Source organism: Leucobacter musarum subsp. musarum (genome assembly GCF_001273845.1).
In the GTDB taxonomy this organism is placed as follows: Bacteria; Actinomycetota; Actinomycetes; order Actinomycetales; family Microbacteriaceae; genus Leucobacter; species Leucobacter musarum.
The window spans coordinates 53,113-68,740 of record NZ_JHBW01000087.1; the positions used below are offsets into that span (position 1 = coordinate 53,113).

Genomic DNA, 15,628 nt, shown 5'->3' on the forward strand with positions numbered 1-15,628 from the left:
GCTCCGCGCGGTAGAGTGGTGGCGATCCGCATCCATTCCTGCCCACAAAGGAGTTCGGGGCGCCTCCGCGCCCGAAAGTGTCTATGGCTGAGTACATTTACCAGATGGTTCGCGCGCGCAAGGCGCACGGCGACAAGGTGATCCTCGATGACGTGACCATGGCGTTCCTGCCGGGCGCGAAGATCGGCGTGGTCGGCCCGAACGGCGCCGGTAAGTCCACGATTCTGAAGATCATGGCGGGGCTCGATACCCCGTCGAACGGTGACGCGATCCTCACCCCCGGATACTCCGTCGGCATCCTGATGCAGGAGCCGGAGCTCGACGAGCACCTGACGGTTCTCGAGAACGTGCAGCAGGGCGTCGCCGAGATCAAGGGCAAGCTCGATCGCTTCAACGAGATCTCAGCGGAGATGGCGAATCCCGACGCCGACTACGACACGCTTCTCCCCGAGATGGGCGAGCTCCAGGAAGCGATCGACGCGGTTGACGGCTGGGACCTCGACAATCAGCTCGATCAGGCGATGGATGCACTCCGCTGCCCGCCGGCCGACGCCATCATCTCGAACCTCTCGGGCGGTGAGAAGCGCCGCGTCGCGCTGTGCAAGCTGCTGCTCGAGAAGCCTGATCTGCTGCTCCTCGATGAGCCGACGAACCACCTCGACGCCGAAAGCGTGCTCTGGCTTGAGCAGCACCTTGCGAAGTACCCGGGTGCGGTCATGGCCGTGACCCACGACCGGTACTTCCTGGATCACGTCGCCACGTGGATCTGCGAGGTCGACCGCGGTCGCCTGTACCCGTACGAGGGCAACTACTCCACGTACCTGGAGCAGAAGGCCGCGCGTCTCGAGGTCCAGGGCAAGAAGGACCAGAAGCTGCAGAAGCGCCTCAAAGAAGAACTCGAGTGGGTGCGCTCGAACACGAAGGGGCGTCAGGCGAAGTCGAAGGCCCGTCTGGCCCGCTACGAGGAGATGGCGACGGAGGCAGAGCGCACGCGCAAGCTCGACTTCGAAGAGATCCAGATTCCCGCGGGCCCGCGTCTCGGAAATGTCGTGCTCGAGGCGAAGACGCTGAACAAGGGGTTCGACGGGCGCACGCTCATCGATGGCCTGTCGTTCTCGCTGCCGCGCAACGGCATCGTGGGCATCATCGGCCCGAACGGTGTGGGCAAGACGACGCTCTTCAAGACGATCGTCGGCATCGAACCGCTCGACGGCGGCGAGCTCAAGATCGGCGAAACGGTCAAGCTGAGTTACGTCGACCAGACGCGAGGCGGCATCGACCCGAAGAAGACCGTGTGGGAGGTGGTCTCGGAGGGCCTCGACTACATGAAGGTCGGCAACGTCGAGATCCCGTCGCGCGCCTATGTCTCGACCTTCGGGTTCAAGGGGCCGGATCAGCAGAAGCCGGCCGGCGTGCTCTCCGGTGGCGAGCGCAACCGACTGAACCTGGCGTTGACGCTCAAGCAGGGCGGCAATCTACTGCTCCTCGATGAGCCGACTAACGACCTCGACGTCGAGACGCTCACGAGCCTCGAGAACGCGCTGCTCGAGTTCCCGGGTTGCGCCGTCGTCATCACGCACGACCGGTGGTTCCTGGATCGCATCGCGACGCACATCCTCGCCTACGAGGGCACCGAGGAGAACCCTGCGAACTGGTACTGGTTCGAGGGCAACTTCGAGGCCTACGAAGCGAACAAGATCGAGCGGCTCGGTGCCGACGCGGCGAAGCCGTCGCGGGTCACCTACCGCAAGCTCACGCGCGACTAAACCGCGGCGAGGCGCGGCTCCCGTATGGGGGCCGCGCCTCGCTTGCTGGGGGCGCACATCGATCGCCTCGTGGGCGGGAGCGCGGCGAGGTGAGAGGGGATCACTCATGGCACGGACGCGCGTCGATATGGAACTGCGCTGGGGGGATCAGGACGCCTACGGGCATGTGAACAACGTCGCGTTCGCGCGATTTCTTGAGGAGGCGCGCGTGCGCACCTTCTGGCTGGGGTCGGGGCGGGAGCGCACCGGAATGGAGCGACATTTCCGGGGCGACGATCCGAACGGCCCGAAGATGCTCGTGGCGAGCCAACAGATCGAGTACACCCGCGTGCTCGAGTATTCGGAGCGTCCGATCACTGTCGAATTGTGGATCGGCAAGCTCGGGGGTTCGAGCCTTGAAGTCCACTATGAGATCGTCGATGGCGCGGCTGCCGAACGCTCGGTCGTCGCAAAGGCGATCTCCCACATCGTCATCGTCGACGGATCGACGCTGCGTCCGGTGCGTCTCTCTGAGGTCGGTCGAGCTTCCGTCGAGCCCTGGATAGACGAGCCGCTGCGCATGCGGCGCGGCTGAGCGCGGTCTTTCGGCTTACTCCTGGCCGGGCAGCCGGATCATGCTCTCCTGCGCCACACTTGCGACCAGGTTGCCGTCACGGTCGAAGAAGCGGCCGTGCGCCAGCCCCCGACCGCCCTGCGACGTCGGCGAATCGAGCTCGTAGAGCAACCACTCGTCGACTCGGAACGGGCGGTGGAACCACATGGCATGGTCGAGACTCGCCGCCCGCATCCCCGGCGTGGCCCAGGGAATCCCGTGCTGGCGCGCCACCGGTTCGAGCAGCAGGTAGTCGCTGCCAAAAGCGAGCGCTGCAGCGTTGAGGAGTGGTGAGGCGTCGAATGCTTCGCGGCTGCGCATCCAGACGCGTTGCGTCGAGGTGCGCTCGGCAACGCGCAGGATGATGTCTGACTCGGCGTAGCGAAAGTCGAACGGTCGATTGAGCACCCACGAGGCACGTCCATCGCCACCGAGGTGGCCGTACTTCTCCCAGACAGTCGGCAACGTGTTCGGGTCGGGGACAGTGGTGAGGTCGATCGTCTGTTGGTGCTCCACACCCGCATCCGGGGTCTGGAACGACGAGATCATCGACATGCGCGCCTCGCCGTGCTGATAGGCCTGCACGCGTCGGGTCGAGAATGAGCGCCCGTCGTGGAGGCGGTCGACTTCGAAAGTCATCCGTTCGTCGCTATCGCCCGGGCGCAGGAAATAGCCGTGCATCGAGTGAATCTGCCGATCGTCGGGGACCGTCGTGCCGGCAGCGGCGATCGCCTGACCGAGCACCTGTCCGCCGAAAGATCGCCCGTGCGGGGTGGGCAGCGGCGGGCCGGTCAGGATGTTCTCACGGGTGCGTGCGCCCGAATCGAGCACGGTGAGCATCTCGAGCAGGTTCGGTGATGCGATCATGAAAGCCTCCGTCGTGTGCGCGCGGACTGGAATGGCCCCAGTCTAGGGCTGCGGCCGGGGTGCTCTGGCCTGCGCGGACTAGACTCGGCAGCGATGCCTGCGATCCTTTCGCTCGCCGATGCGGCGACACGCGACGACCTGAAGATCTTCCTCGAACGACTCCTGCGCGCGGGTCAACCCGAGGTGCGGATCGTGTCGCGGGGGACTGCGCTCGCGGTGTTCGGGTGCACGCAGGCGCCGCGCGGGATCACCGATCCGGTGCCAGTGGTGCTCGTCATGCGTGCGTTCGCTCTGGCAACGTCGACGGAGCCTGACGTCGACACTACGGTCGAGGCGCGCGCGCTGCTCGACCGCATTGCCCGACTCGGGTTCATCGGCCGTGAGTTGGAACTGCCGGTTCCCAGCCCGATGGCGGCATGGGCCGGCGTACTGCCACCCACCTCGGGCTGGATCCCTGCAGGTTCGCTGGACGCGGCTTCGGTGCGCGGGGTTGCACTCGAGGGAATCGACCGCGTGGCCGCGGCGCTGCCCGCCGATCCCGGCGAAGCCGTGGTGCACCGCGTTCGAGCAACGGTGTGGGGGTTGGAGATGGCGCCCGGTGTGCCGGCAGCGGCCGCATTCGCCGCCGAGACGCTGGGGTTTCTCGGTGATGACGCGCCGGTCCACATCGCGCGTTCGCTGACGTGGACGCGTCTCACTGCGGTGCGCGGGCATGTGCTGGTGCGCTCGCTTCTGGGGTAGTCGAGTTGCGCGTCCAGCGAATCCCTCGTTCCTCGGGTAGGATATGACGGTCAACAAGAGGAGTGTGTAATGGCCAACCCCAACGGCATCATCGACCCGCCCATCGACGATCTGCTCGAGAAGGTCGATTCGAAGTACGCCCTGGTGGTCTTCGCTTCGCAGCGTGCCCGTCAGATCAACGACTACTACACCGATCTGCACGACGGCAATCTTTTCGATAACGTCGGCCCGCTGGTCGATTCATCGGTCGACGACAAGCCGCTCTCGATCGCCCTGCACGAGATCGTCGAGGGCAAGCTCACGATGACCCGGCGCGCTGAGGCCACGCCAGAGCTCGACGAAGAGGCGTAAGTCGCGATTGCAGCCGCAATCTTTCGCTGTGCTCTGCAATCTTGAGTGATGCGGCTCAGCAATGTCGGTGGCGTCGGATACCCTGAAAAGGTCCGACGCCACCGGCGTTTTTTCATCTGGTGGATGTACTTCCGCCCCGTCATCGCAGTTCTAGGAGACCCGTGTCGTTGCGTCAGTTCACCTCAGAGTCCGTTACCGAGGGGCACCCCGACAAGATCTGCGATCGCATCTCGGATACGATCCTCGACGCGATGCTCGCGCAGGACCCGGGCGCTCGCGTCGCCGTCGAAACGCTCGTGACCACGGGCTTGGTGCACGTTGCCGGTGAGGTTTCCACGACGGGGTACGTCGAGATCCCGCAGCTCGTGCGCAACGCCGTGCGTGAGATCGGTTACACCAGCTCCGAAATGGGATTCGACGCGTCCTCCTGCGGTGTGTCTGTGTCGATTGGTCAGCAATCGCCCGATATCGCCGGCGGTGTCGACACGTCGCTCGAGGTCCGTAGCGGTTCGGGTGACGACGACGCGCTGAGTCGTCAGGGCGCGGGTGACCAGGGCATCATGTTCGGGTTTGCCACCGACGAGACGCCAGAACTCCACCCGCTTCCCAGCTGGATCGCGCATCGTCTGGCCGAGCGCCTCACCGAAGCGCGCAAGAGCGGTGAGCTGCCCGAACTGCGCCCCGACGGCAAGACGCAGGTGACGATCGGGTACGACGGAGATCGTGCCGCGAGTGTCGAAGCCGTCGTGGTGTCGACGCAGCACCACGCCGATCTGACGCAGCCCGCGCTCCGTGACGCGATCGAGCGCCTCGTCATTCGTCCAGTGCTCGAGCGCGTCGAGCTCTCGAGTGCAGACGCCGACCTCTTCATCAACCCGGCCGGCCCGTTCGTCGTCGGCGGCCCGATGGGCGACGCCGGGCTCACCGGCCGCAAGATCATCATCGACACCTACGGCGGCGCGAGCCGACACGGCGGTGGCGCCTTCAGTGGTAAGGACCCGTCGAAGGTCGACCGTTCTGCCGCGTATGCGATGCGCTGGGTCGCGAAGCACGTAGTGCGCGCCGGGTTGGCCTCGCGCGCGGAACTGCAGGTGGCGTACGCGATTGGTCGTGCCCACCCGGTCGGCCTCTACGTCGAGACCTTCGGCACGGAGACGGTGCCGCTCGACCGCATCGAGCGCGCCGTGCGAGAGACGTTCGACCTGCGACCCCTCGCCATCATCCGTGATCTCGAACTGCTGCGCCCGATCTACGCGAAGACGAGCGCGTACGGGCACTTCGGCCGCGAACTGCCCGAGTTCACCTGGGAGGCTACCCCGCGCGTCGCAGAGCTGCGGGCCGCCGCCGGACTCTAGGCACGCGTATGGCGTCAAGCGCGTCACCGGTCTCCGCACGCGGATGGTCGGGGTATGAACGGGCTGAAGGGGCACAGGGCCGACCCATCGCGCAGATCCTGCTCGACTCCGCTCTTCCACAACTCGATCACCTCTTCGACTATGCGGTGCCGCCCGAGCTTGCCGACGAGATTCGCGTGGGGCAACGCGTACGTGTGCCGTTCCGCTCGCGAGAACGCAAGACATTCGGGTTCGTCGTCGGATTCTCCGAGCGCAGCGACTTCGGCGGCGAGCTGTCGCCCGTCGCCGATCTCGTCACCCCCGTACCCCAGCTGACCCCGGAAGTCTGGCGCCTGGCTCGTGCGGTCGCCGATCGCGCGGGAGGCTCGGCGGGTGACATTTTGAGGCTCGCCATTCCCACGCGCCAAGTGCGCGTCGAGAAACAGCACTTGGCGGCGGCGTTGGCCCCGGAAACGAAGAGTGCGGGCGCAGCGGGTTCGACGGTCGCGGAATCCAGGGAAGCCCCTGAGGTTTTGGAGAGCCCGGAGGTCGATGGCGTCGATCCGGCCGAGGCGGAAGCGATCACGGCGACCGCGATCGCCGACGACGTCGCGCTGTCGGCGGAACACACCATCGCCGAACAGCTCACCGCCGGAGCACGTCTTGCGCTGACCGCGTCGCACGGTCCTGAGCGGCTGCACACGGGGGAGTGGGTCGGCGGGTGGGCCGGGCAGCTGGCACGCATTGCACTCGCGGTGTACGAGTCACGGCGCAGCGTGATCATCATTGCGCCTGACTATCGCGACCTCGACCAACTGCGCGATGCACTCGCCGCATTCGGGCACGAGCACGTGGTCCGGGTCGATTCGCGTCAGTCGAATGGCGAGCGCTACGCGGGGTTCCTCCGCGCGCTCGACGCCGAACCCCGCATCATTCTCGGCAACCGCTCTGCCGGATACGCGCCAGCCCACGAACTCGGGGCGATCCTCATCTGGGACGACGGCGACCCCGTGCTCGCCGAACCCTTGACCCCCTACGTGCATGCGCGAGACGCCGCCCTCGTGCGTGCCGAGCAGACCGGTGCCGGGCTGTTCTTCGCCGGGCACACCCGCAGCGCCGAGGTGCAACGACTCGTCGACCTGGGCTACGTGCGAGCGCAGCGCAACCCGCCGCGGCGCGCCCGCATCCAACATGCCGACGCGTCGTTGGCGCCCGACGCGTTTGCGGGCCGCGTGCCCGAGTTCGCCGCGCGCACGATCCGTGAAGGGCTGCGGAGCGGACCGGTGCTCGTGCAGGTCGCCACGCCGGGCTACGCCCCGGTCGCGGTGTGCGCCGAGTGCGGTGACCTGGCTCGATGCCAGGTCTGTGCGGGACCGATCGGCTTCCGAGCGATCGGTCGAGCATCGTGCCGCTGGTGCGGGGAGCACCCGGCTCGCTGGCAGTGCCGCACCTGCGACGGGCGCACGCTCGTTGAGCGCGGTATGGGGTCCGGGCGCACCGTCGAACAGTTCGAACGGCAGTTCGCCGGCGCGCGCGTGCTGCTCAGCGACGGAGACCATCCGCGGGAACGCGTCGACGCTCGACCCGCCATCGTCGTCGCAACGCGCGGCGCCGAGCCGCTGGCCGCGGGTGGCTACCGCGCAGTCGTGCTGCTCGATGCCGAGCGCCTGCTCAGCATCGAAACCCTCCGCGCGGGTGAAGACTGTCTGCGCTGGTGGGAGAACGCTGCAGCCCTCACCGCAGCAGACGGCGTGTGCCTCATGGCTTCGGGTGGGGGCCCGGTGGTGCGTGCCTTTGTGACCGGTCGCACAGAAGAGTGGTTGCACGGCGAGCTGCGGGACCGCCACGCGTTGCGGTATCCGCCGGCGGTGCGCGTGGCGAGCGTCAGTGGCGGGCCCGACGAGGTCGAGCGCGCGCTGCTGCAACTCGCGGAGGTTCCGGGAACCGATCATCTCGGGCCGACGCAGGTGCCCGCGGGTGGCCTTGCGAAGACGCCAGCGGGCCTGGTGCGCGCCATCGTTCGGTTCGACTATGGTCACGGTGCAGAGGTCGCAAGCCGCCTGCGCGGCGCACTCGTCGCCGATGCCGCCGGCTCGGCCTCGCGCACGCGCGGCAGCGCTCCAGGGCGGGCACGCCCCGAAGCGCTCCGGCTGCGGTTCGACGATCGCGGCGTCTTCGACGGCTAGGTCGTCCGCGTCGTGCGGCTCAGACCGCTGCGGCGTCGCGCAGGCGCTCCGCGACGAAGTCCACGTCTTTGTCGCCGCGCCCCGACAGGTTCGCGACGATGACCGCGTCCGCGGGCAGCGTCGGAGCGAGCTTGATGACCTGCGCGAGTGCGTGCGAGGACTCGAGCGCCGGAATGATGCCCTCGACTTTCGAGAGCGTCTGGAACGCGGCGAGCGTCTCCGCATCGGTCACCGACACGTACTCAACGCGCCCGAGCTGCTCAAGGTGGGCGTGCTGCGGTCCGACTCCCGGGTAATCGAGCCCCGAAGCGATCGAGTGGACGGGCGATGGTTCTCCCGATTCGGTTTGCAGCACCTTGGTGCGCATGCCGTGCAGCGTGCCCGGCGTGCCGAGCGTCATCGTCGCGGCGTGACGGTCGCCCTCGAGCCCCTCACCGGCGGGCTCGACGCCCTGAATGCGTACCGACTCATCTTCGAGGAACGCGTCGAACAGGCCCAGCGCATTCGAGCCACCTCCCACCGCGGCCACCAGCACATTGGGCAGCTTGCCCTCGGCCTCAAGAATCTGTGCGCGGGCTTCGCGGCCCACGACCGATTGGAAGTCGCGCACCATCGAGGGGTAGGGATGCGGCCCAACCACGGAGCCGATGGCGAAGAAGTACTCGTCGGGAGACGCCGCGTAGACGCCGAATGCCGAGTCGACGGCCTCCTTCAATGAACGACCGCCTGCTTCGACGGCAACGACCTTCGCGCCGAGCAGTTCCATGCGTACGACGTTCGGGTGCTGCTTCTCAACGTCGATCGCACCCATGTGGATTTCGCAGTCGAGCCCAACGAGCGCGGCCGCGGTTGCAAGCGCGACGCCGTGCTGACCGGCACCCGTTTCGGCGATGACCTTCGTCTTGCCCATTCGCTGGGCGAGCAGTGCCTCGCCGAGGCAGTGATTGATCTTGTGGGCCCCGGTGTGGTTCAGGTCTTCGCGCTTGAGGTAGATCTTCGCGCCGCCGAGCCTGCGGGTGAGGTTTTCGGCGAAGTAGAGCAGCGAGGGGCGACCGACGTAGGTGCGCAGAAGCGCCTGCAGCTGATCCTGGAAATCCGGATCCTGCATCGCCTCGGCGTAGGCCGTGGCGACCTCGGCGATCGGGCCGGCGAGGAACGGCGGCAGCTCTGCGCCGCCGAACTCGCCGAAATTACCTTCGGCGTCGGCACGGTAGGGGGAAGTCTGAGTCATGGGTGGTCCTTTGCTTCATTGCGCCACTCGGAGACGAAAAAACACCGCCCTCGAGAGGCGGTGTCGGTGTGCATGCGCACGAGAGGGAGACCGCCTAGGCGGTCCACCACTGCTGCACGGTACGCATACGAGGAGCATAGCAGGATCGCAGCGGGCCGCACGAGCCCGAGTCAAGTGGGAGAATGGTCGAATGCGTATCGTCTTCGCGGGCACTCCCGAGTTCGCCGTTCCGAGTCTGCAGGCGCTCGTCGCCGCCGGTCATGACGTGGTCGGGGTCATCACCCGCGCCGACGCACCTCTGGGGCGCAAACGCGTGCTCACGCCGTCACCCGTGGCGGCGGCGGCCGATGCGCTCGGCATTCCTGTGCTGAAGGCGAATCGATTGGATGCCGCGGCGACCGAGTGGGCGGCGGGCCTCACGCCCGAACTCGGTGTGATTGTGGCCTACGGCGGGCTCGTGCGCACCCTGCTGCTCGAGACCCCCGTTCACGGCTGGATCAACCTGCACTTTTCCGCGCTGCCGCAGTGGCGCGGCGCAGCTCCCGTGCAGCGCGCGCTCGCGGCGGGCGAGCAGCGGCTCGGCGTCACCGTGTTCCGTCTCGTGGAGGCGCTGGATGCCGGGGACGTGCTCACGCGCGATGCTCGCGAGGTGCCCGAGGGCACGACCGCCGGTGCGGCGCTCACCGATCTCGCGTCGTTCGGCACGGCGGCATTGGTCGATGCGGTGGCGCTGCTCGCAGAGAACGCCGAAGCCGGGGAACCGCAGGAGGGCGAGGCGAGCTACGCGCACAAACTGTTGCGAGATGACGGCCGTCTTGACCTCTCACGGCCGACCGTCGAAGTGCTGGCGACGTGGGCCGGCATGACGCCCGAACCCGGAGCGTTCGTGCTCCATGACGAGGCACCGTTGAAGCTGCACGCGGTGCGTCGTGCTGAGGCTCTGCCCGGCGCGGTGGCGGGCCAGGTGGTGCTCGCGGACGGCGAGGCCGTGCTGCAGCTGGTCGACGGCGCGCTTGGACTCGAACGTGTGCAGCCGGCCGGCAAGCCCGCGATGGATGGCGCCGCCTGGCTGCGCGGCCGCGACGGAGAGGCGGTGGTGTCATGAGTGCGATTTCGAAGCCGAGACTCGTGGCCTATGATGTGCTGCGCGATGTAGAGGATCGCGATGCGTATGCGAACCTGGCGTTGCCTGCGCGCATCCGCGAAGCCGGGCTCGACGCGCGCGATGCGGGTCTCGCCACCGAGCTGGCGGCGGGTGTCTTGCGCTGGCGCGGCCGCTACGACCGCATCATCGAGCTCGCCGCTCGGCGCGAGATCGAGCGGATCGATAGTCGTACGCGCAATGTGCTTCGACTCGGCGCTCATCAGCTGCTCGGCATGCGCACCGCCGCCCACGCTGCGGTGAACGAGAGCGTCGAGCTGCAGCGGCGCGTCGGCAACCGTGCCGCTGCGGGATTCGTGAACGGAGTATTGCGCACGATCGGACGCACCGAGTCTGCCGAGTGGGATACGCGCATCGCTGAGAACGCGCGGAACGCCGACGACGCACTCGCCGCTCAGTCCTCGCACCCCGCGTGGGTGATCCGTGCCGTGCGCGATGCGCTGCACGCCGAAGGGCGGCGGAATGAGCTCGAGGAGCTGCTCGCCGCAGACAACGTCGCGCCGCGGGTGAGCCTGGCGGTGCTGCCGGGCGCCGGTGTCGCGCCGGAAGACATCGCCGACCGCGACAATCGGGTGGAACTCACGCTCACCGGCCCCTCGCCGCTCGGACTCGAAGTCGGCGGCGGCGATCCGGCACGCGCGATCGAGGAGACCGGAGCGCGGTCCGGGTTCGCACGGGTGCAGGATCAGGGTTCGCAGCTCGCTGCGCTCGCGCTCACCCGGGCTCGCCCGGTGCAATCGGGGGAGCGCTGGCTCGACTTGTGCGCCGGGCCCGGCGGAAAGACTGCCGTGCTGGGGGCCGAAGCCATTGCGGGCGGCGCGACGGTGCGCGCGAACGAAGTATCGGAGCACCGGGCCGAGCTCGTGCGCCGATCCGTGACCGGAGTCGCGGAGGCCGTCGAGGTCGTCTCGCACGACGGCCGTTCGGAAGCGGCTTTCGGAGCGTCTTCGGGCGCGACGTTCGATCGGATTCTCGTCGACGCTCCCTGCTCGGGTCTCGGCGCGCTGCGCCGTCGGCCAGAAGCGCGCTGGCGCAAGCAGCCATCGGATCTGCCCGAGCTCACGCAGTTGCAGGGGGAGTTGCTCGACGCGGCGGCGGATCACCTCGCACCCGGTGGGCTGCTCGCGTATGTGACATGCTCTCCGCACCTCGCCGAAACTCGGGTCACCGTTGATCGTCTGCTCCGACGACACCCCGAGCTCGTTGAGCGCAGCGCGCGCGACGCCGTCGCCGCAGTGGCCCGGGGAGCGATCGACCTTCCGGGGGAGACGCTGAGCGCGCAGCTCTGGCCGCACCGGCACGGCACGGACGCGATGTTCATCGCGCTGCTCGAACGGCGCTGACGACTGGTCTGCGGCATCGGGCCGGTGATGCATGCACGACGAGGATCTAGCGGATGTCGGCGGTCACGTCTAGCCTGAGGCCATGACCATGAATCCGGGCCCGGAGGCAGGGCGGCCGCCGGTGCCGATCGCACCGCCGGCCGGTGGCTCGCGCACGTTCGCCCACGTGCTCGTCAATACCGCCGTGGCCAACCTGACGACCAACTTCCTCTGGTTCGCCGTCGTCTTCTGGGTGTATCTGGAGACCCGAAGCATCTTGGCGACCGGGGTGCTCGGCGGCGTGTACATGATCCTGCTGGCGGTGTGCTCGATGTGGTTCGGGTCACTGGTCGACCGACTGCGCAAGCACCGCGTGATGCTGATCTCGGCGTGGTCGTCGCTCGCGGCGTTCGGAGTCGGGTGCGCCATCTTTTTCGCCGTGCCGAGCCCGGAGCTGCTGAGACTCGACCGGCCCTGGTTCTGGGTGTTCACCCTCGTCGTGCTCGCGGGGTGCGTGGTCGAACTGCTGCGCAACCTCGCGCTGGCCACGACGGTGACGCTGCTGGTTCCGGTCGAGAAGCACGCCAATGCGAATGGCCTCGTCGGAACCGTGCAGGGCTTGGCGTTCATCGCTACCAGCGTCTTCAGCGGATTGTCGGTCGGGTTGCTCGGCATGGGCGGCACCATCATCATCGCGACGGTCTGCGTGGGCGCGCCGATCCTGCATCTCCTCGCGCTCCGCATCCCCGAACCCGAGATCGTGCCCGATCCCACCCGCAGCGCCGTCGACTTTCGGGGAGGCATGGCTGCGATGCTCGCAGTGCCGGGACTGCTGGCACTCGTGTTCTTCTCGACGCTGAACAACCTCTCGGGAGGGGTGTTCATGGCGCTGCTCGATCCGTACGGGCTTGAGATGTTCCCCGTCGAAGTGTGGGGGATGGTGTTCGGGCTCGCCTCGACCGGATTCATCGTCGGCGGCCTCGCGGTGGCGAAGTTCGGCCTCGGGAAGAATCCGATCCGCACCATGCTCGTGCTCGTGATCCTGCTCGGGGTGCTCGGAATCGGATTCACCCTGCGCGAGTGGCCCTGGCTGTTCATCACGGGAATCTGGGTGTTCATGGCACTGATGCCCGCCGTCGAAGCGGCGGAGCAGACCGTGATCCAACGCGTCGTGCCGTTCGAGAAGCAAGGCCGTGTCTTCGGACTCGCAATGACCTTCGAAGCGGCCGCAGCTCCGATTACTTCGCTGCTCATTGCGCCCATCGCCGAGTTCTGGATCGTGCCCTACATGCGCGAGCCTGCAGGAGCTGCAGACTGGGGGTGGTTGCTCGGCGACGGCCAGAGTCGCGGCATCGCCCTCATCTTCGTGTGGGCGGGCGTCGCGATGGTGCTCCTCGGTCTCGGGGCGTTTCTGACTCGCTCCTATCGGGTGCTGTCGCGGAGCTATGCGGCCGTTCCGGCGCCGAACGCGCACGATTCCGACGGATCGACGGGCACGGGCGAGGTCCCGCCCGTTCCGGGTGCGGGCGCCGTCACTCCCACGTAAGTGTGGGCGAGGCGCTGCTGAAGTCGACGTAGGGCTGCAGGGCTTCCTCGCCGTACTCAAGATCAGCTCGCGCCACCTCGCCCGATCGCGACACGTCCAACGCGATGTCGGCGGCGATCCATTCATAGGTCGTCACCCGGGTGGGGGTGCCGTAATCCGGATCTGGAATCATCGCAGCCATCCGGTCGTCGACCCCGGCCTGCAGCGTTCGAGTCACGGTGCCGTCGACTGCAGTCCACCCTTCAGAGAAGGTGCGCTGCACGGACATCCCGCAGCTCGTCTCCAGGGTCTGAGCCGCGAGGCACTCCGTGAGCGACGCGGTGACGAGACGGCGGAACTCTGCGACGCCAGCGTCTGAGAGCACCGGAGTCGCAGCTGAGAACTCGGTAAGCGCGGAGTCGTCCGCGAGCACCAGTCGGTCCGTGCCCGTCGAAAGTTCGAACCAGTCGGACGTGAACTCGACGGGATATGCGATCGGGAACCCTTCCAGCGCGTTGTCTTCCGGGGCGGCGCCGCCGATGCGCAGATCCATCCCCTCGAACGCCCCGGCGTACAGGTGCACGGTCCCGTTCGTCATCAGCCAGGAATCGGGAAATTCCCAGAACGAGAATTCTCGGGTGACCGAGACATCCCCGACCTCGTATGCGACCGTCACGACCCGGTCGCCGAGGTCATCCGAGTCGCGCTCGTCGAGCACCTCGATATCGGTGATCGGAGCGGCGTCGATCGCGTCGCGCAGCGCCTCGTCGGTGAGCAGCGGCTCGAGGCCGTCGACACCGGCGAACTCCCGGGCCGTGGCGCCATCGCCATTCGCCAGCGCGGTGAGATAGGAAACAGCCGTATCGCTTGCACTCAGCTCGAGGTCGCTCGGTGCCTCGTCTGACGGGTCACCATTCGACGAGGCGAATCCGATCACCATGAAGATCGCCACAATACCGAGACCGATGAGGGCGCCCCAGCCGGCTTTGCCCGTGCCTTTTGCGGCGGGGGTTGCGAGGGGCTCGGTGGCATTCGATGGGGGTGACCATGCTGTGGGAGCCGCGGGCGCGACCGGTGGGCCCGGCGCGGGCTGAGGGGGTGACGGATTCGCATGGGCGAAGTCCGCGCGCACGGGCTCTGGATGCGGTGGTGCGACGGGAACCTCGGGAGGTGCCGTCACCGCGGGCTGCAACTCGGGATCGACGGCAAGGAACGACGGATCAGCCGACGGGAGTTCGGGCATCGCGGGAGTCTCGGGCAGCACCGGTGCAGCGCCCAGCTCGGGCGAACCCATCCCGGGCGGCATCGTCAGGCCGGGCGGTGGCCCGAACGACGGCGGGGTCAGCCCCGGAGACGGTGCGAGCCCCGGCGGAGGCAGCAACCCCGGGGGAGCAGCGGAGGTCGGCTGCGGCTCATCGGGCAGCAGCGGATGCGCGTCCTCGGGGTCCGTCATGGCTCCAGACTAGAGCGTCTGAGTCAGCGTCGGTGGGAGGCCGTAGGCTGTTCCCGTGACCGCGCAGCGTATTAACCCGAGCATCCTGTCCGCCGACTTCGTCAACCTGCAGTCCGAGCTGGAGGCGATTCGTTCTGCCGACCTCGTGCACGTCGACGTCATGGATAATCACTTCGTTCCGAACCTCACCATGGGCCCGCCAATCGTCGAGCGCATTCAAGCGGTGTCGCCCGTGCCGCTCGACGTGCACCTCATGATCTCGGATGCGGATCGCTGGGCGCCCGCCTACGCAGAGCTCGGTGCCTACTCGGTCACCTTCCATGCGGAGGCCGCAGCAGATCCCGTCTCGCTCGCACGCGCCCTGCGCGAGCGCGGCGCCCGAGCCGGTATCGCACTGAAACCGGGCACCGACCCCGAGCCCTACCTCGAGCTGCTTCCTGAGTTCGACCAGGTCCTCATCATGACCGTGGAGCCCGGCTTCGGCGGGCAATCGTTCATGCCCGACATGATGCCGAAGCTGCGTCGCTTCGCAGACGCCAAGCGGCGGTTCGGCCTCGACGTCTGGCTACAGGTCGATGGTGGCATCACGACCGAGACGATCGGGGTCGCCGCGGAAGCCGGAGCGGATACCTTCGTCGCGGGTTCTGCCGTATACGGGGGCGTCCCGGAAGCACGTATCGCAGAGCTGCGAGCTGCCGCATCCGCCCACACGCACTGAGCCGAGAGCGACGGTGCGATCCGGCACCCCGCCGAAACCCGGTAGGCTAGTCCCGTGAAATCGTTCGAGGTGCTGTTCGCCGAGCTCAGCGAAAAGGCGGCCACCCGCCCCGAAGGCAGCGACACCGTCGCGCGCCTGGATGCCGGCGTGCACACGATCGGCAAGAAGATCGTCGAGGAAGCCGCCGAGGTCTGGATGGCTGCCGAGTACGAATCCGACGCAGACTGCGCGGAAGAGATCAGCCAGCTGCTGTACCACCTGCAGGTGCTGATGCTCGCGAAGGGCCTCACCCTCGAAGACGTCTACGCGCATCTGTAGCATCGGCGCGCCGGGATTCCCGAGCGCCGATGCTCGCCGCTGACCTCTCACTCTTGGCCGGC

At 67.5% G+C, this 15,628-nt stretch carries 14 protein-coding genes; 11 read left to right on the forward strand and 3 right to left on the reverse strand.

The genetic code is table 11. The features are described from left to right. The first annotated feature begins 83 nt into the window (after window positions 1–83). Window positions 84–1,766 carry an energy-dependent translational throttle protein EttA gene (ettA, locus tag CH42_RS09245; protein WP_053352923.1) on the forward strand — a complete coding sequence of 561 codons (1,683 nt, stop codon included), beginning with the start codon at window positions 84–86 and terminating at the stop codon, window positions 1,764–1,766. A gap of 106 nt (window positions 1,767–1,872) precedes the next feature. Then, window positions 1,873–2,340: an acyl-CoA thioesterase gene (locus CH42_RS09250; RefSeq protein ID WP_053352924.1), complete on the forward strand. Its 468-nt coding sequence runs from the start codon at window positions 1,873–1,875 to the stop codon at window positions 2,338–2,340. 15 nt (window positions 2,341–2,355) lie between these two features. Here CH42_RS09250 and CH42_RS09255 read toward each other — a convergent pair whose 3' ends face one another. Continuing rightward, entirely contained in the window at window positions 2,356–3,225 is an 870-nt protein-coding gene (locus CH42_RS09255; protein ID WP_053352925.1) for an acyl-CoA thioesterase, read from the reverse strand. A 93-nt stretch (window positions 3,226–3,318) separates the two neighbouring features. On the opposite strand from CH42_RS09255, the gene CH42_RS09260 reads away from it, so the two are divergent. From CH42_RS09260 to CH42_RS09275, 4 genes are all read left to right on the forward strand, one after another. Continuing rightward, a complete protein-coding gene (locus CH42_RS09260) occupies window positions 3,319–3,966 on the forward strand; it encodes a hypothetical protein (RefSeq protein ID WP_053352926.1) in 648 nt (215 codons plus the stop codon). A gap of 69 nt (window positions 3,967–4,035) precedes the next feature. Continuing rightward, entirely contained in the window at window positions 4,036–4,317 is a 282-nt protein-coding gene (gene rpoZ / locus CH42_RS09265; protein WP_053352927.1) for a DNA-directed RNA polymerase subunit omega, read from the forward strand. Between the two features lie 161 nt (window positions 4,318–4,478). Beyond that, window positions 4,479–5,672, forward strand: coding sequence for a methionine adenosyltransferase (gene metK / locus CH42_RS09270; RefSeq protein WP_053352928.1), 1,194 nt, complete (start codon window positions 4,479–4,481; stop codon window positions 5,670–5,672). Between the two features lie 8 nt (window positions 5,673–5,680). Next, the gene (locus CH42_RS09275) at window positions 5,681–7,837 is read left to right on the forward strand and encodes a primosomal protein N' family DNA-binding protein (RefSeq protein WP_053352929.1); all 2,157 of its coding nucleotides are present in this window, start codon (window positions 5,681–5,683) and stop codon (window positions 7,835–7,837) included. Between the two features lie 19 nt (window positions 7,838–7,856). Here CH42_RS09275 and trpB read toward each other — a convergent pair whose 3' ends face one another. Then, on the reverse strand, window positions 7,857–9,068 hold the full coding sequence (gene trpB / locus CH42_RS09280; protein WP_053352930.1) for a tryptophan synthase subunit beta: 1,212 nt from the start codon (window positions 9,066–9,068) through the stop codon (window positions 7,857–7,859). A gap of 190 nt (window positions 9,069–9,258) precedes the next feature. Here trpB and CH42_RS09285 point away from each other — a divergent pair, with 190 nt between their 5' ends. From CH42_RS09285 to CH42_RS09295, 3 genes are all read left to right on the forward strand, one after another. Then, a complete protein-coding gene (locus CH42_RS09285) occupies window positions 9,259–10,173 on the forward strand; it encodes a methionyl-tRNA formyltransferase (RefSeq protein WP_053352931.1) in 915 nt (304 codons plus the stop codon). After that, complete coding sequence (locus tag CH42_RS09290; RefSeq protein WP_053352932.1) at window positions 10,170–11,573, forward strand: transcription antitermination factor NusB; 1,404 nt, start codon at window positions 10,170–10,172, stop codon at window positions 11,571–11,573. Before CH42_RS09285 ends, CH42_RS09290 begins: the two co-directional genes overlap by 4 nt. An 82-nt stretch (window positions 11,574–11,655) precedes the next feature. Continuing rightward, entirely contained in the window at window positions 11,656–13,098 is a 1,443-nt protein-coding gene (locus CH42_RS09295; protein ID WP_082309381.1) for an MFS transporter, read from the forward strand. On the opposite strand, the gene CH42_RS09300 is transcribed toward CH42_RS09295, so the two are convergent. Further along, window positions 13,085–14,530 carry a hypothetical protein gene (locus CH42_RS09300; RefSeq protein WP_156322528.1) on the reverse strand — a complete coding sequence of 482 codons (1,446 nt, stop codon included), beginning with the start codon at window positions 14,528–14,530 and terminating at the stop codon, window positions 13,085–13,087. The two genes, CH42_RS09295 and CH42_RS09300, sit on opposite strands and share 14 nt — an antisense overlap. 55 nt (window positions 14,531–14,585) lie before the next feature. Here CH42_RS09300 and rpe point away from each other — a divergent pair, with 55 nt between their 5' ends. Further along, the gene (gene rpe, locus CH42_RS09305) at window positions 14,586–15,248 is read left to right on the forward strand and encodes a ribulose-phosphate 3-epimerase (RefSeq protein WP_053352934.1); all 663 of its coding nucleotides are present in this window, start codon (window positions 14,586–14,588) and stop codon (window positions 15,246–15,248) included. Window positions 15,249–15,302: 54 nt separating this feature from the next. After that, window positions 15,303–15,566: a phosphoribosyl-ATP diphosphatase gene (locus tag CH42_RS09310; RefSeq protein WP_053352935.1), complete on the forward strand. Its 264-nt coding sequence runs from the start codon at window positions 15,303–15,305 to the stop codon at window positions 15,564–15,566. Window positions 15,567–15,628: the final 62 nt, after the last annotated feature.

What these genes read in the sequence shown, in the direction of transcription:
- ettA (WP_053352923.1), top strand. Translation starts at nt 84, where the DNA reads ATGGCTGAGTACATTTACCAGATGGTTCGCGCGCGCAAGGCGCACGGC.
- CH42_RS09250 (WP_053352924.1), top strand. Translation starts at nt 1,873, where the DNA reads ATGGCACGGACGCGCGTCGATATGGAACTGCGCTGGGGGGATCAGGAC.
- CH42_RS09255 (WP_053352925.1), bottom strand. Translation starts at nt 3,225, where the DNA reads ATGATCGCATCACCGAACCTGCTCGAGATGCTCACCGTGCTCGATTCG.
- CH42_RS09260 (WP_053352926.1), top strand. Translation starts at nt 3,319, where the DNA reads ATGCCTGCGATCCTTTCGCTCGCCGATGCGGCGACACGCGACGACCTG.
- rpoZ (WP_053352927.1), top strand. Translation starts at nt 4,036, where the DNA reads ATGGCCAACCCCAACGGCATCATCGACCCGCCCATCGACGATCTGCTC.
- CH42_RS09275 (WP_053352929.1), top strand. Translation starts at nt 5,681, where the DNA reads ATGGCGTCAAGCGCGTCACCGGTCTCCGCACGCGGATGGTCGGGGTAT.
- trpB (WP_053352930.1), bottom strand. Translation starts at nt 9,068, where the DNA reads ATGACTCAGACTTCCCCCTACCGTGCCGACGCCGAAGGTAATTTCGGC.
- CH42_RS09285 (WP_053352931.1), top strand. Translation starts at nt 9,259, where the DNA reads ATGCGTATCGTCTTCGCGGGCACTCCCGAGTTCGCCGTTCCGAGTCTG.
- CH42_RS09290 (WP_053352932.1), top strand. Translation starts at nt 10,170, where the DNA reads ATGAGTGCGATTTCGAAGCCGAGACTCGTGGCCTATGATGTGCTGCGC.
- CH42_RS09295 (WP_082309381.1), top strand. Translation starts at nt 11,656, where the DNA reads ATGACCATGAATCCGGGCCCGGAGGCAGGGCGGCCGCCGGTGCCGATC.
- CH42_RS09300 (WP_156322528.1), bottom strand. Translation starts at nt 14,530, where the DNA reads ATGACGGACCCCGAGGACGCGCATCCGCTGCTGCCCGATGAGCCGCAG.